Raw genomic sequence first — 14,548 nt, 5'->3', positions numbered from 1 at the left:
GGCTTGTCACGCCTTCGCCAGAGAGACCTCGGTCGACTTGATCAGGGCGACGACGTCGGAGCCCACGAAGAGGCCGAGGTCGCCGGCCGCGTCCTTGGTGATCGCGGCGGTGAGTTCCCCGCCGTCCATGGTGATCTGCACGGTGGCCATGGCCTCGCCGAGCGTGAGCCGGGTGACCGTGCCGGCCAGTTGGTTGCGGATGGACAGCCCGTCGACCCGGCTGGTGGAGAGGGAGACCTCGGTCGACTTCACCAGGGCGCTCACCGGGGAACCCGTGGTGAGGCCGAGTTCGTGGACGGCCTCCCGGGTGATGGCCGCCGTGAGGTCCTGGCCTCCGGTCAGCCGGACTTTCACGGTCGCCATGGCTTCGCCCGGACGCACCTCGGTGACGGTGCCGGGCAGCTGGTTGCGGATGCTCAGGGTCATGGCCCCTCACCGTAGTCCGGGAGGGCGGTCAGGCCGGGTATGCGTGCGTCTGCGCCGCTTTGACCGTCGCCCAGACCGGTGCACCGGGCCGCAGGTCGAGTTCCGCGGCGGCGACCGTGGTGAGGTCGGCCGCGAGGGTGAGGTCGCCGGTGAGGTCGGCGCGGATCTGGTCGCCGTGCGTCTCCAGGCCGGCGACCGCGCAGCGCCACAGGTTGCGGGCGCTCGTGCCTCTCGGCCGGTCCCGGAACAGCGTCACGGCGGAGGGCCGGAACGCCACGAACACCGGCCCGGTCAGCTCCTCCGTGGTGGTGATCGACGGCCCGGCGTCCAGCCGTACCGTGTGCGCCTCGGCCCGTCCCCGGTAGAGGTTGAGGCCGACCAGCTGTGCGATGTAGTCGGTCCGGGGGTGGCGGGCGATGTCGGACGGTGTGCCCTCCTGCACGACCCGGCCGTGCTCGATGACCACCAGCCGGTCGGCGAGCACCATCGCGTCCAGCGGGTCGTGGGTGACCAGGACGGCGACCGCCTCGAACTCGGCCAGGTGACGGCGGAGCTGGGCGCGGACCTCCAGGCGGGTACGGGCGTCCAGGGCCGCGAGCGGCTCGTCCAGGAGCAGCAGCCGGGGGTGCGTGGCCAGGGCGCGGGCGAGAGCGACCCGCTGTGCCTGGCCGCCGGAGAGCCGGCGGGGTTTGGCGGCCGCGTGGCCGGCGAGCCCCATGCGGTCCAGCCAGGCCGCGGCCTGGGCGCGGGCCGCCGACTTGCCCGCCCCCTGGCAGCGCGGCCCGAAGGCCACGTTGTCCAGTGCGGAGAGGTGTGGGAAGAGCAGGTAGTCCTGGAAGACCACACCGACCGGGCGGGACTCCGGCGGTGTGCGCTCCAGCGAGGCCCCGTCGAGCCGCAGGTGGCCCTCGGTGAGCGGGACCAGACCGGCCAGGGCCCGCAGGGCCGTGGTCTTGCCGGCGCCGTTGGGCCCCAGCACGGCGACCACGTCCCCGGGGGCGGCCGCCAGGGCGACGTCCAGCCTGAAGGAGCCGCGCTCGACGACGAGCCGGGCGTCGAGCCCCTGCGCCTCGGCGGCCTCGGGCCCGGCCTGACGTGCGGCGGTGTCGGTCATGGGGCGGGGTTTCTTCGTCTCGGCCGTGTCGTCTTCCCTCCTCGCGGACACCCTCACGCTCCCGTCATCCAGCGGTCCCGCAGTCCCGCCAGTACCGCGATCGACACGGTCAGCAGCACCAGGCTGAGGGCGATGGCGGCCTCGGGGTCGTTCTGCAGGGCCAGGTAGACCGCCAGGGGCATGGTCTGGGTGCGGCCGGGGAAGTTGCCCGCGAAGGTGATCGTCGCGCCGAACTCGCCGAGCGCGCGGGCCCAGGCCAGTACGGCGCCCGCCGCGATGCCGGGTGCGATCAGCGGCAGCGTGACCCGGCGGAACGCGGTGAAGCGGGACGCGCCGAGCGTGGTGGCCGCCTCCTCGTAGCGCGGATCGGCGGCGCGCAGCGTGCCCTCGACGCTGATCACCAGGAACGGCATCGCCACGAACGTCTCCGCGATCACGACCCCGGTCGTGGTGAAGGGCAGGGTGATCCCGAACCAGGCGTCCAACCACTGGCCGATGACGCCGTTGCGGCCCAGGGCGAGGAGCAGGGCCACGCCCCCGACCACCGGCGGGAGGACCAGGGGCAGCGTCACCAGGGCACGCACGAGACCCCGGCCGGGGAACTCCGTGCGGGCCAGCAGCCAGGCCAGCGGCACCCCGAGGACCAGGCTCACGGCGGTGGCCGCGGTGGCGCTGACCAGGGACAGTTGCAGCGCCTGCCACACCTCGGTGCCGGTGAGCTGGTCCGGCAGACTGCGCCAGGGCGCCCGCAGGAGCAGCGCGAGCAGCGGCAGCAGCAGGAAGGCGAGGGCCAGCAGGCCCGGCAGGAGCAGGGGCAGCGGCACTCCGCGGCGGCCGCCCGCGGTGACACGGCCCGCGGTGCCGCGGCGGCGCCGCGGCCCACCCGTGCGGGGGCGGGTCGCGGCACCGGTCCTGGGGAGCGAGGTCACGGCTTGAGGAACCCGGCCCCGCTCAGCACCCGCCGGCCCTCGGCGGACTGCACGAGGGCGATGAACGCCCTGGCGGCCCGGGCGTTGGGGGCGTCCTTGAGCAGGGTGATCGGATAGTCGTTGACGGCCCCGGCGGACTCGGGGAACTCCACGCCCTCCACCTTGTCGCCCGCGGCCTTCACGTCGGTCTTGTAGACCACCGCCGCGTCGGCCTCCTTCAGCTGCACCTTGGTCAGGGCGCTCTTGACGTCCTGCTCGTAGGAGGCGGGGGTGAGCTTCAGCTTCGCCGCGTCCAGGGCCTTCTGGGCGGCGGCGCCGCAGGGCACGGTCCTGTCGCACAGGACGACCTTCAGGCCGGACCTGGTGAGGTCCTTCAGGGAGGCGACCTTGTCCGGGTTGCCCGGCGGGGTGGCGATCTCCAGCTGGTTGCGGACGAAGGTGGCCGGGGTGCCGGCCGCGTCACCCTTGTCCGTCACGATCTTCATCGTCCTGGGGCTGGCCGCGGCGAAGACGTCCGCGGGAGCGCCGCCGGTGATGCTGGCGGCCAGGGTGTCGCTGCCGCCGAAGTTGAAGCTGACCTTGGTTCCGGGGTGCCGCTGCTCGAACTCCGTGCCGAGCCTGGTGAAGCTCTCCTTGAGGGAGGCGGCCGCGAACACGGCGACCGTGCCGGACAGCTTCGGAGAGGCCGACGTGTCCGGGGAACCGTCCGACTTCCCGGAGCCGGACGAGGAGGAGCAGGCGCTGAGTGCCATGAGGGCGGCGGCTCCCGCACCGGCCAGCTGCAGCGTCCGCCGGGTCCGGCGCACGGAACGGGTCATCACGTTCTACTCCTCGGGTTCGGTGGAACGACTGTCGCGCCCTTGCACGGCCGAGGACCGGCCCTGCGGCGATGATACTGCCGCATCTGCCAGGTGTAGGTCTCCTGTCGCATCGCATGAGCTGCGAACTTACGACTTGTAGCTTGCATGTGCGTTTGTACGGCGCTGCGGGGCGAGTACGGTGCTGCGGGAGGTGGTCGACGACGACGCTCGCGCAACTCGCCCTGACCGGAGGCCTCTACGACCCGCCCGGCTGACCGTGCCGGACCTGCGGCGCCGGCCGCGGCACCGGGCGCACGTCGGCTTCGACCGCGCGACCGGCGGCATCCAGCGCCATCGCTTCGCCGGCCCGCGCCTGTACGACGTGCTCGCCGGCCCCGGCTCCGACCCGGCACGGCGCAAGGACCGGCCGCGCTTCCTCATCGCGGTCACCGGCACCGACGGCCACCACGCGCCGCTGTCCTGGGCCGAGGTCGACCCGGACTTCGCAGGAGGGGACCAGGGCGAGGGGTTCCAGGACGTGGGGGCCCAGGAGCGGGGGGTCCAGGGTGACGCGGCGCCTGCCGTGTCCGGGCGTGCGCCGGCGGCGGCTTCCTGAGCCACCGGCCCCGCGTGCGGCGCACCCGCCGTTCGACCTACCCGGGTTCGGCGGCCCCGCCGGTCGCCGGCCGGGTCAGACGCGGTCGATGTGCACGTTGGTGGACTTCACACGGGCGGTGGCCTCCATGCCGACCTCCAGGCCCAGTTCCTCGACCGCTTCCCGGGTCAGCAGCGACACCAGCCGGTGCGGGCCCGCCTGGATCTCCACCTGTGCGGCGACGTCGCCCAGCTTGATCGCGGTGACGATCCCGGGGAAGGCGTTGCGCACGGACGTGTGGGAGGCGTCCTCCTCACCGCCGCCCGCCTTGGCCAGCTCCACCGAGAACGCGGCGAGGTCCCGGCCGTCGATGAGACGCCGGCCGGCCTCGTCACGGTGGGTGGTCACCCGGCCCGCGTCGGCCCAGCGGCGGGCGGTGTCCGGACTCACGCCGAGCAGCCGGGCGGCCTGGCCGATCGTGTAGGAGTGCATGGCGGTCACGATAGGGCCCGGCGCCGGAAACGGCGCACATGGGGTTGGCCGTCGGGTACGACGCGACATGGCGTCGGTGCGGCGGCCCAGGGCGCCTCGAGGTCGGCCGGAAGCCGTAGGGCGGGTTCCGGTGTGGCTTCGTGGTCGGCCGGAAGCCGTAGGGCGGGTTCCGGTGTGGCTTCGGGGTCGGCCCGAAGCCGCACGGCAGATCCCGCTGCGTGGTGCGAAGCCGCGTGGCGGCCCCGGTGCGTGGGCCGGGTGCCCACGCCGGATCCCTGCCCGGCCGGTCCGTGCGGGGAGGGGGCTCAGCCCACGTGGACGCGCGGTCGCCGTGCCCGGTTCGGCTCCGCCTCGCGCAGCACCTCGCGGGTGACCGGGGCGACCTCGCCCTGGCCGAAGAGGAAGAAGCGCAGGAAGTTGGCGAACGGATTGCCCTCGGTCCACTCGAAGTACATGTGCGGGATGCAGCCGGTGACGTCGCGGACGTGGAGGAGGAGAGCGGCCAGTGCGTTCGGGATGGAGGCGGACTCCAGGGTCAGCACCCGGTAGCGGCCGTGCAGTACCTCGCCGCGGACGGTCAGGCTCGCCTCGAACTCGGAGGGATCGGTGACCGTGACCTCCGCGAAGACGAAGTCCTCCTGCTCGGGCAGGTCGTTGTCGGTGCGGATCTGCTCGACCTTCTCCCGGTACTCGGCCTGGTCGCGGGGGCCCGGCTGGTTGGCGATGAAACGTATCTTCCGGCTGGCCATGTCGCGGATGAACCGTTCCGCCATCGGATCGAGGGTCACGCTGGTCACACGCAGCTCGAAGGCACGCGCCAGCCGGGACAGCAGCGAGACCAGCATGATGCCCGTGATGAAGCAGGCACCGATCTTCACACCGTCGGGGCGCTCGATGACGTTCACGACGGTGGTGTAGAGGAACACCGCGGCGATCGCCCCGAAGCCGACGGTCCAGCGGCGCTGTCCCGCCTTGCGCGCGGCGATGGTCACGGCGATCGCCGCCGAGCTGATCAGCACCAGCACGCCGGTGGCGTAGGCGCCGCCCTGCTTGTCGACGTTGGCGTCGAAGAGCCAGGTGACCAGGAAGGCGACCAGCGTGAAGACGATGACCATCGGGCGGACGGCCCGCGCCCAGTGCGGAGCCATGCCGTAGCGGGGCAGATAGCGCGGCATCAGGTTGAGCAGGCCGGCCATGGCGGAGGCGCCCGCGAACCACAGGATGGCGATGGTCGAGACGTCGTAGACCGTGCCGAAGGCGCCGCCGAGGTACTGGTGCGCGAGGTAGGCGAGCGCGCGGCCGTTGGCCTGGCCGCCGGTCCTGAACTCCCTCTCGGGGATCAGCAGCGTGGTGATGAAGCTGGTGGCGATCAGGAAGCAGCTCATGATGACCGCGGCGGTGGTCAGCAGCTTCTTGGTGTCCCGGATCCGGCCCGCCGGCCGTTCCTCGGTGTCGTCCGGGTCGCCCTGGACGTGCGGCATGACGGCCACACCGGTCTCGAAGCCGGACAGGCCCAGGGCGAGTTTCGGGAAGACGATCAGCGCCACGCCGATCATCACGAACACGTTCCCGTGCTCCGCGGTCAGGGCGCCGGCCCAGTCGGTCACCACGTGCCCGGCGGTGACGACGTGCCAGAGGCCGGTGATCACGACCACGACGTTGAGCGCGAGGTAGATGCCGACCAGGGCGACCGCGACGCCGATCGCTTCGAGGAAGCCCTTGAGGAACACCGCGCCGAGCAGTGCCACCAGGCACAGTGTGATCACCATCTGGTGGCCGTGCAGAGCGCCGGTGAGGTGCGGGTTCTCCACCAGGTGGGTTGAGGCGTCGGCGGCGGAGAGGGTGATCGTGATCAGGAAGTCGGTGGCCGCGAAGCCCAGCAGGGTGAGGACGAACAGCTTGCCCTGCCAGAAGGACAGCAGTCGCTCCAGCATCGCGATGGAGCCCTCGCCGCGCGGGCTCTCCTCGGCCACCCTGCGATAGACCGGCAGGGCACCGGCCAGGGTGACGATGACGAGCACGATCGTCGCGATCGGCGACAGCAGGCCGGCCGCCAGGGCGGCGATGCCGGGCTGGTAGCCGAGGGTGGAGAAGTAGTCGACACCGGTCAGGCACATCACCCGCCACCAGCGCTGCCCCTGGTGCGGCGGCTCCGGCACGGCGTGCGGTCCGGTGTGGCCACCGCCCTTGCCCATGTCGGACAGGCCCTCCAGCATCCAGTTCCGCAGTCGGCTGGTACTGGGAGGGTGTTCTGTCGTGACCATCGGCGTGCTCCTGATGTACGGCTCCGCTGTTACCGGCCATCACCCGGACGGCGGCACCAGCGTAAGCAGAGAGTGACGCCAAGGCCCACGGATCCGGGCTCCGTGGGCGTCAATCTTGCGTTAAGAATGGCCCGGGAAGACTGAGGGCGCATCAAGAAGACGAGGCCGGGGTGGGTCGGCCGGGCGGCCACGGCGTGACGGCCCGGTGCGGTGACTGCCTGACGACGGCCACCGAGCGTCATCACACGGGACGCCGCGGTGTGGTCCGTACGGGGGGCCGGGGCCCTGCGTGCCGTTGCCGATCGCAGAGTCCGCCTCGTTCGGGAGGTTCGCGCGTCCGGTTGGTTCGGAGGTGCTTCGGGAGGTTCGCGCGTCCGATTCGTTCGGGGGTGCTTCGGAACGTTCTCGCATCTGGTTCGCTCGGAGGTCTGCTTGGGAATGTTCGCGCATCCGGCTCGGTGGGAGCCTCTGGCGGGCTCTTGTCACAATCCCCGTGTGTCCATGCGCAGGTGCCAGGTGTTGCGCCGGTGGAAGGACAGCAGCTGTGACTCCAGCGGAGACGGGGGCACCGCGAGGACCGGGCAGACGGCGTGGGCCAGGCAGTGCCGGGACACCCGGCCGGAGAAGGCCCGCTGGAGCCCGCGCCGCCCCGCACCCACCACCAGGACGTCGTCCTCCCGGTCCGCGGTCGCCACCAGCGCCCGGCCCGGAGCGCCTCGGACGATGACCGCGTGCATCGGCACACCCGGCCCCGCCGTCGCGAAGATCTCGTCCAGCACCGCGGCCAGCCGCTGCTTGGCCAGGCGTTGCCACTCCGCCACCAGGAGATCGGCGGCGGGCGAGCGCCGCGCGGCGGGATCACCACCCGGCGGCTCCCACGCCAGTACGGGCCACAGCTCGGCTCCCAGCCGGTGGGCCAGCGCGGTGGCCCGCCGCAGGGCGCTGACGCTGCCCAGGGAGCCGCTCACACCGACCACCACACGGACGGTGTCCGAGGCGTCGTGACCGGACATGACATCCCCGTCTCGTTCCACACGGGCGCCGCCGGGACGGCCACCCGGGAAGGCGCCCGCCGGCAGCCCTGCTCTCCTTCCATCCCACTCCTGTACCGGCGATCCGACCAGCCGGACGGGCCTCGGAGCCTTCGGTCCCCCAGAGGACACGTGCCGGCTCCCTGCGGGGGCACGGGTCGACGCCGCGCACCGCGCGGACGGCACGGCTCCCTGCGGGGACACGTGCCGACGCCGCGGACCGCGCGTGGGCACCACTCGGCTACGGACCGTAGCCGAGCCCATACATGCGTCGGGGCCGGTGCGCACCCTCTTGTGCGGCCGGCCCCTCGGAATCCTCGCGCCCCGGTCAGGCGGCGGTCATCACCTGCTCCGCGCCCAGCGGACGGTGCGGTGCGATGATGCGGCCGTCGGGCAGCAGCTCGCCGGTGTCCTCGAAGAGGAGGACGCCGTTGCACAGCAGACTCCATCCCTGCTCCGGGTGGTGCGCCACGAGACGGGCGGATTCCCGGTCGGCGGACTCTGCTGGCGGGCACGTTGGCTGGTGCTGGCACATGGGTGGGATCTTTCGTTGTGTCGTGGTCATGTCCGTCCCCCGTGATGACAAGTCGGTCGGGACCCAGTGTTGCCCTCCGCGCCTTGTTCCGCAGGGATTTCGCAGCACCGCTCCTCACTGGTTGAGGACGCGTCACCCGCGCGGTGGGTTCAGCCCAACTGCACGGTCACTTCGGGTGGTTCGCCGTGGCCGGAACGGGCTAGTCCGGGTGGCGGCACCCGGTGCGGACGGCCGTACCCCGCTTCCCTTCCGGGAAGCGGGGTACGGGGGACTTCCAGGGTTCAGGCAGGTGAGCCGAGCAGCGGGACGGGAGTCGCCCGATGGGTCAGTACCGGGAGCAACTCGGCCACGCGAAAGGGCCGGTGCGCCGATATCCCGGGTGGTGCCGGGGCGAGCGGCACCAGCAGATCGGTGGCGGCCGGGTGGCCCTCCGCGCCGTCGGCGGTGCAGTCGCCGTGCAGCCACAGGGTGAGCATGTACAGACCGGGGACGGACAGCAGTCTTGCCTGGTAGGGCTGTTGCAGGGCCTCAGCCTGCTGCAGAGCGAGTTCGGTGGAGGTGACGTACGGGCCTTCGAAGAAATGCGAGAAGGCCCAGCCGTCGGGGGTGAGCATGGTCTCCGCCGCGGCCACCGCCCGGTCGCCGCAGCGGATCAGGAAGCGCCAGCCGGCCAGTCGCGTCGCGGACAGGCCTTGGGCGGTGATCCGGTCCAGTACATGGACGGGCAGCGGGAGTTCGGGGGTCGCCGGGCCCTGCGCGGCGCGCAGGGAAGGAGTACGGGCCTCACGGACCGCGGTGGGGGAACCGAGGGCGGTGAGGACGGAGCGCAGGGCGGGCGCGGGGGCAGGGGACACGTGCAGCGGCATGTGGGTCGCCTCTCATTCGACAGGCGCGGCGGCGCGAGGAGGGTGGGGCGGACGGCGCTGTCTGCTCACGGAAAGGCCGAAGGGGTTGGGGCCCGGGGTCGGTCAACAAAGGTGCGGCTCGGCCTGCCGCCCGTCGTGGTGACGGCAGGAACGCGGCAGGAACCAGGACCGAGGGCGTCAACCTTCTGCCTTGTGGACGAAGTTTATATGACGCTTGTTCCGCCGTTGTTTCGTCTATCCCATTTCGGTAAGTCCCGCAAGGCGCTATTAGGTCGCCGATTTGCGGGACTCATCCCGTTTCTCGCGCCGTCGGCCCGCCGCTGACCTGGCCTTACGCACCGGTAACGGTCGGCCGAATGTCGTCGGCGTTTTTCACGAGGCGTTCGGGGCACTCGAAGGTGCAAGTTGCGGCATGCCCCGTGAATGTGCCGCGGGGAACATTCGACAGACTAGCGGGCGCCGGGCCCGCGCGGGACGTTATCGATCGCTTCCGCTGGGCATCATCCCCCCTGACCGGGAGCCCGGCGGCCGGATCGCCGGCCCGCCCATCCGATGGAGGGAAACTTCGATGGGGGAGAAGGTCGTGGCAGGGCAGTTCGACCTGTCCGATCGCCAGCGCTACCGCGAAAAGCTCCAGAAGTGCCTGACGGGACTGGAGCGGCTGCTGGTCGAGAAGCGGTTCGACCGCGCCAAGAACCTCATGGGCGTGGAGATCGAGTTGAATCTCGCCGGTTCGGACGGTATGCCTAAAATGCTGAACGGGCAGGTGCTGGAGCGCATCGCAAGCCGTGATTTCCAGACGGAACTCGCCATGTTCAACCTGGAAGTGAACATCGCCCCACACCGGTTGGGCGGCCGGGTTTTCGACCGGCTGGCCGAGGAACTGCGCACCTCTTTGGCGTACGCGGACCGCAAGGCCGGTGAGGTGGACGCGGGAATCGTCATGATCGGCATCCTGCCCACCCTCGAGCGGGACGACCTGGTCTCCTCCAACCTCTCCGAGGTGGACCGCTACACCCTGCTGAACGACCAGATCGTGGCCGCGCGCGGGGAGGACTTCCGGCTGGACATCGAGGGTGTGGAGCATCTGACCTGCACGTCCAAGTCGATCGTGCCCGAGGCCGCGTGCACCTCCGTGCAACTGCATCTGCAGGTCACGCCGGCCCGGTTCGCCGACGTGTGGAACGCGGCGCAGGTGGCGTCCGCCGCGCAGATCGCCGTGGGCGCCAACTCACCGTTCCTCTTCGGTCACGAGCTGTGGCGCGAGTCCAGGCCGCCGCTGTTCCTGCAGTCCACGGACACCCGGCCGCCCGAGCTCCAGGCGCAGGGGGTGCGGCCGCGCACCTGGTTCGGGGAACGGTGGATCTCCTCCGCCCAGGAGCTGTTCGAGGAGAACCTGCGGTACTTCCCGGCGCTCCTGCCGATCTGTGACGACGAGGAACCGCTGGAGGTCCTGGACGCCGGCGGCACGCCCAAGCTCGCCGAACTCGTGCTGCACAACGGCACGATCTACCGCTGGAACCGGCCGGTGTACGGCATCGCGGACGGCGTCCCGCACCTCAGGGTGGAGAACCGGGTGCTGCCCGCCGGGCCGACCATCACCGACGTGATCGCCAACGCGGCCTTCTTCTACGGGCTGGTGCGCGCCCTCGCCGAGGACTCCCGTCCGGTGTGGACCCGGCTGCCCTTCGCCGCGGCCGAGGCCAACTTCGACGCGGCGTGCAGGCACGGGATCGACGCGCGCTTCGTGTGGCCCCGGCGGGGACGCTACGGCGGCACGGGCGAGGTCGACGCGGTGACCCTGGTCCGCGACGAACTGCTGCCGCTGGCCTCGGCCGGACTGGACGCGTGGGGGGTCGAGGCCGCCGACCGCGACCTCTACCTGGGCGTGATCGAGGAGCGCTGCCGGCGGCGGGTGAACGGCGCGTCCTGGCAGGCGGCCACCTTCCACCGGGCACTGGAGCAGGGACTGACCCGCGATGCCGCCCTGGCGGCCACGACCCGGCGCTACGCCGAGCTGATGCATGTGGGAGAGCCGGTCCACACCTGGCCGGTGGGCCTGCCCGAGCCGGCATCCCTGCTCTGAGGGCCTGCCGGAGCCCGCACCGCGACGGTGGACGCCCCGCGCGTGCGCCGCCGCGGCGGTGGACGAGGGCCGCGGGGCGGTGGACGAGGGCCGGGACGGTGGACGAGGGCCGGGACGGTGGCTGAGGGCCGGGGCGGTGGATGACGACCGCGCGGCGGACGACGACCGGCGCGGTGCATGAGGACCGGCGCGGTGCGTGTGGACCGGGGCGGTGGATGACGACCGCGCGGCGGACGACGGCCGGCGCGGTGCGTGAGGGCCGGGGCGGTGGCTGAGGGCCGGGGCGGTCCTTCTGCGATCCTTGCCAGGCGAAGGTGGGCCCGTGGGCCCGTGTGCCGGCTGGAGGCAGGGATGCAGGTGGAGGCTGACTCGGTGGGCGGATCCGTGGCCCCGGACCCGCGACGGATCCTGCGGGACGAGACGCTCCTCGTCCTCGGCCTCTCGCTGGGCGCGAGCGGGGTCTCCGCGCTGATCAGCTTCATCGGCTCGGTCACCAAGCCGGGCGGCCTGAAGGACCAGGCGGCCACCCTCAACGCCTCGGCCGCGCCCGGCCGCCCCTGGCTCGACCTGGCCTGGCAGCTCTTCGGCATCGCCTCCGCGCTGGTCCCCGTGGCCCTCGTCGCCCACCTGTTGCTGCGCGAGGGCCGGAGCATGCGCACCCTGGGCTTCGACCGCAGCCGCCCCTGGTTCGACCTCGGCCGCGGCGCCGGGGTCGCGGCCGTGATCGGCAGCACCGGCATCGCCTTCTACCTCGCCGCGCGCGGCCTCGGCTTCAACCTCACGGTCGTCCCCGAGGCACTGCCGGACGTGTGGTGGAAGTTCCCGGTGCTGATCCTGTCCGCCCTGCAGAACGCGATCCTCGAAGAGGTCATCGTCGTCGGTTATCTGCTGCGCAGGCTCGGCCAGTTGGGCTGGAGGCCGGGGGCCGCGCTGGCGGCCAGCGCGGTCCTGCGCGGCTCGTACCACCTCTACCAGGGCATCGGCGGCTTCCTCGGGAACTTGGTCATGGGCGTGGTGTTCGTCCTGCTCTACCGCCGCTGGGGCCGGGTCGGCCCGCTGGTCGTGGCGCACTCGCTGCTCGACATCGGCGCGTTCGTCGGTTACGCCCTCCTCGCGGGCAAGGTCGGCTGGCTGCCGACGGCCTGAGCGCCGCCGGCGGGCCCTTCAGGCAACGCAACCCGCCCTCGATGCCCCGCCATCCCGCTCAGGCGGCAGCTCGTCTTCGATGCCCCGCCATCCCGCTCAGGCGGCAGCTCGTCTTCGATGCCCCGCCATCCCGCTCAGGCGGCAGCTCGTCTTCGATGCCCCGCCACCCGCTCAGGCCGCGGCTCGTCTTCGGTGGCCTGCCACCCCGCTCAGGCAACGCAACCCGCCCTCGATGCCCCGCCACCCGCTCAGGCCGCGGCTCGTCTTCGGAGGCCTGCCACCCCCGCTCGGGCACGCAGTCCTCTTCGGTGACCTGCCACCCCGCTCAGGCGCGCAGTTCGCCCTCGATCACCGTCACCGCGCTGCCGGTGAGCAGGGTGCGCTCGCCGCGCAGTCCGGTGCGGACCAGGCCGGTGCGGCGGGAGGCCTGGAGGCCGGTGAGGTCGACCCGGCCGAGGCGGGCGGACCAGTGCGGGGCGAGCGCGGTGTGGGCGCTGCCGGTGACCGGGTCCTCGTCGATACCGACGTTCGGGAAGAAGCAGCGCGAGACGAAGTCGTACCCGCGGTCCGGAGCGTCGGCGCGGGCCGTGGCGATGAGGCCCCGCGAGGAGTAGGCGCCGAGAGCCTTGTGGTCGGGGGAGAGACCGAGGACGGTCTTCTCGTCGGCCAGTTCCACGAGCAGGTCGCCGACGTTCGGGCCGGTGTCGAAGGCGGCGGCCGGCTGCGCGCCCAGCGCCTCGGCCACCCCGGCCGGCACCTCGACCGGGGTGAGCGGTGCGGTCGGGAAATCGAGGGTGATCGAGCCGTCCGCGGCCGGCGTGGCGATGAGTACGCCGCTGCGGGTGGCGAACCGCACCGGACCCTCGTGCGCGCCGGTGGTGTGCAGGACATGGGCCGTGGCGAGCGTGGCGTGCCCGCACATGGCGACCTCGGCGACCGGCGTGAACCAGCGCAGCGCCCAGTCCGCCTCGCCGCCGCCGGGCAGCCGGTGCGCGAACGCCGTCTCCGCGTGGTTGACCTCCATGGCGACGTTCTGGAGCCAGTCGTCGTCCGGGAAGACGTCGTCCAGGAGCAGGACGCCGGCGGGGTTGCCGGCGAAGGGGCGGTCGGTGAAGGCGTCCACGATTCGAATGCGCATGGCGCAGACGCTAGCCGTCCGGACGGCCGGTGGCCCAAGGCCAATTCGCGAGTGCCGGACCTTTTCCCGCCCGGCGGCCGCGCGGATCCGCAGCCACCGGGCGAGCAGCGCGACGCCGAACCCCGCCTCCACCGCGAGGTGGCGACGCGAAGCCGGCCGTGACGGTGAGGTCGTACCGGCCGCTGGTACGGACGAGGGGGAGGCAGGAGGGGGCAGCGGGGTTCGGCGGGGCTCCTGGGAAGGGCACTGCTGCCCCGGTCTCACCGCCCAGAACGCCCCCAGGGCAGCCGCGTCGGCGGTCACGGCCACGACCCCGTCCACCACAGCAGGCTCGCGGGCCACCCACGCACATCTCGCGGGAAGGGAGTTGTCGCCCGATCGGTTCCGATATATCGTTGAGCCATCGCGAACGATACGCGATGCATACGTGACAGGTCGACGATGGAATGGAGTGATCACGATGCGTACCCACGGTTTCGAGCGTGGACATCGGCACGAGGGCCCCGGCCGGCGGGGCATGGGTGGATTCGACGGCCGCCGGGCGGCGTTCGGGCCCTTCGGCCCGGGTGGTCCGGGATTCGGTCCGGGAGGTCCTGGGTTCGGTCCCGGTCCCTGGGGGCCACGAGGGCGTGGCGGCCCGAGGGGGCGGGCGCGGCGCGGCGACGTACGGGCCTCGATCCTGGCCCTGCTCACGGACCGGCCCATGCACGGCTACGAGATGATCCAGGAGATCGCCGAACGCAGCGGCGGCGCGTGGCGGCCCAGCCCCGGCTCGGTGTACCCGACGCTCCAACTGCTGGAGGACGAGGGCCTGATCGTCAGTGAGAGCGAGGGCGGCAAGAAGCTCTTCACCCTCACCGAGAGCGGCCGCAGCGTCGCGGAGGAAGGTCCGGACGCCCCCTGGGAGGAGGCCTCGCGCGGGGTCGACTGGGAGGCGCTCCACGAGATCCGGCAGGCCGGCACCGGTCTGATGGAGGCCTTCGGGCAGGTCTGGAAGACCGGCAGCAAGGAGCAGCGGGAGAAGGCGCTCGCCGTCGTCAACGACGCCCGCAAGAAGCTGTACCTCATCCTCGCCGACGAGGACTGAGACCTGGCCGGGGCGCCTCGTACGGCGTCCGAAGCGCCC

General features: G+C 72.2%; 13 protein-coding genes and 1 pseudogene. 4 read left to right on the top strand and 10 right to left on the bottom strand.

The genetic code is table 11. The annotated features are described in order from the left end of the window. Positions 1-6: 6 nt before the first annotated feature. Genes ABVB68_RS33070 through modA form a run of 4 tightly spaced genes read right to left on the bottom strand, consistent with a single transcriptional unit; the run spans position 7 to position 3,287 of the window. On the bottom strand, positions 7-426 hold the full coding sequence (locus ABVB68_RS33070; RefSeq protein ID WP_353604875.1) for a TOBE domain-containing protein: 420 nt from the start codon (positions 424-426) through the stop codon (positions 7-9). Between the two features lie 28 nt (positions 427-454). Further along, on the bottom strand, positions 455-1,540 hold the full coding sequence (locus ABVB68_RS33065; protein WP_353604874.1) for an ABC transporter ATP-binding protein: 1,086 nt from the start codon (positions 1,538-1,540) through the stop codon (positions 455-457). Between the two features lie 53 nt (positions 1,541-1,593). Beyond that, a complete protein-coding gene (gene modB, locus ABVB68_RS33060; protein ID WP_353604873.1) occupies positions 1,594-2,469 on the bottom strand; it encodes a molybdate ABC transporter permease subunit in 876 nt (291 codons plus the stop codon). Next, entirely contained in the window at positions 2,466-3,287 is an 822-nt protein-coding gene (gene modA, locus ABVB68_RS33055; protein WP_353604872.1) for a molybdate ABC transporter substrate-binding protein, read from the bottom strand. Before modA ends, modB begins: the two co-directional genes overlap by 4 nt. A gap of 224 nt (positions 3,288-3,511) precedes the next feature. Here modA and ABVB68_RS33050 point away from each other — a divergent pair. After that, a pseudogene (locus ABVB68_RS33050) lies at positions 3,512-3,774 on the top strand (hypothetical protein); the annotation flags it as partial. Between the two features lie 186 nt (positions 3,775-3,960). On the opposite strand, the gene ABVB68_RS33045 reads toward ABVB68_RS33050, so the two are convergent. From ABVB68_RS33045 to ABVB68_RS33025, 5 genes are all read right to left on the bottom strand, one after another. Then, the gene (locus ABVB68_RS33045; RefSeq protein ID WP_353604871.1) at positions 3,961-4,356 is read right to left on the bottom strand and encodes a TOBE domain-containing protein; all 396 of its coding nucleotides are present in this window, start codon (positions 4,354-4,356) and stop codon (positions 3,961-3,963) included. A 305-nt stretch (positions 4,357-4,661) separates the two neighbouring features. Beyond that, positions 4,662-6,620 carry an APC family permease gene (locus ABVB68_RS33040; RefSeq protein ID WP_353604870.1) on the bottom strand — a complete coding sequence of 653 codons (1,959 nt, stop codon included), beginning with the start codon at positions 6,618-6,620 and terminating at the stop codon, positions 4,662-4,664. A gap of 482 nt (positions 6,621-7,102) precedes the next feature. Beyond that, positions 7,103-7,633, bottom strand: coding sequence for a universal stress protein (locus ABVB68_RS33035; RefSeq protein ID WP_353604869.1), 531 nt, complete (start codon positions 7,631-7,633; stop codon positions 7,103-7,105). A gap of 346 nt (positions 7,634-7,979) precedes the next feature. Continuing rightward, positions 7,980-8,186 (bottom strand): DUF5999 family protein, encoded by a 207-nt coding sequence (locus tag ABVB68_RS33030; protein WP_353604868.1) that lies wholly within the window; start codon positions 8,184-8,186, stop codon positions 7,980-7,982. Between the two features lie 281 nt (positions 8,187-8,467). Then, positions 8,468-9,052: a hypothetical protein gene (locus tag ABVB68_RS33025; RefSeq protein WP_353604867.1), complete on the bottom strand. Its 585-nt coding sequence runs from the start codon at positions 9,050-9,052 to the stop codon at positions 8,468-8,470. A 568-nt stretch (positions 9,053-9,620) separates the two neighbouring features. Between ABVB68_RS33025 and ABVB68_RS33020 the strand changes: the two genes are divergently transcribed. After that, positions 9,621-11,138, top strand: coding sequence for a glutamate-cysteine ligase family protein (locus ABVB68_RS33020; RefSeq protein WP_353604866.1), 1,518 nt, complete (start codon positions 9,621-9,623; stop codon positions 11,136-11,138). Between the two features lie 351 nt (positions 11,139-11,489). Next, positions 11,490-12,284, top strand: a complete 795-nt coding sequence (locus ABVB68_RS33015; RefSeq protein ID WP_353604865.1) for a CPBP family intramembrane glutamic endopeptidase — start codon at positions 11,490-11,492, stop codon at positions 12,282-12,284. Between the two features lie 325 nt (positions 12,285-12,609). On the opposite strand, the gene ABVB68_RS33010 is transcribed toward ABVB68_RS33015, so the two are convergent. After that, on the bottom strand, positions 12,610-13,422 hold the full coding sequence (locus ABVB68_RS33010) for a PhzF family phenazine biosynthesis protein (RefSeq protein WP_353604864.1): 813 nt from the start codon (positions 13,420-13,422) through the stop codon (positions 12,610-12,612). Positions 13,423-13,882: 460 nt separating this feature from the next. Here ABVB68_RS33010 and ABVB68_RS33005 point away from each other — a divergent pair, with 460 nt between their 5' ends. Further along, entirely contained in the window at positions 13,883-14,509 is a 627-nt protein-coding gene (locus ABVB68_RS33005) for a PadR family transcriptional regulator (RefSeq protein ID WP_353604863.1), read from the top strand. Positions 14,510-14,548: the final 39 nt, after the last annotated feature.

This window comes from Streptomyces sp. NPDC096012 (assembly GCF_040426375.1).
GTDB lineage: Bacteria > Actinomycetota > Actinomycetes > Streptomycetales > Streptomycetaceae > Streptomyces.
This window is presented reverse-complemented; position numbering and strand designations above follow the sequence as displayed.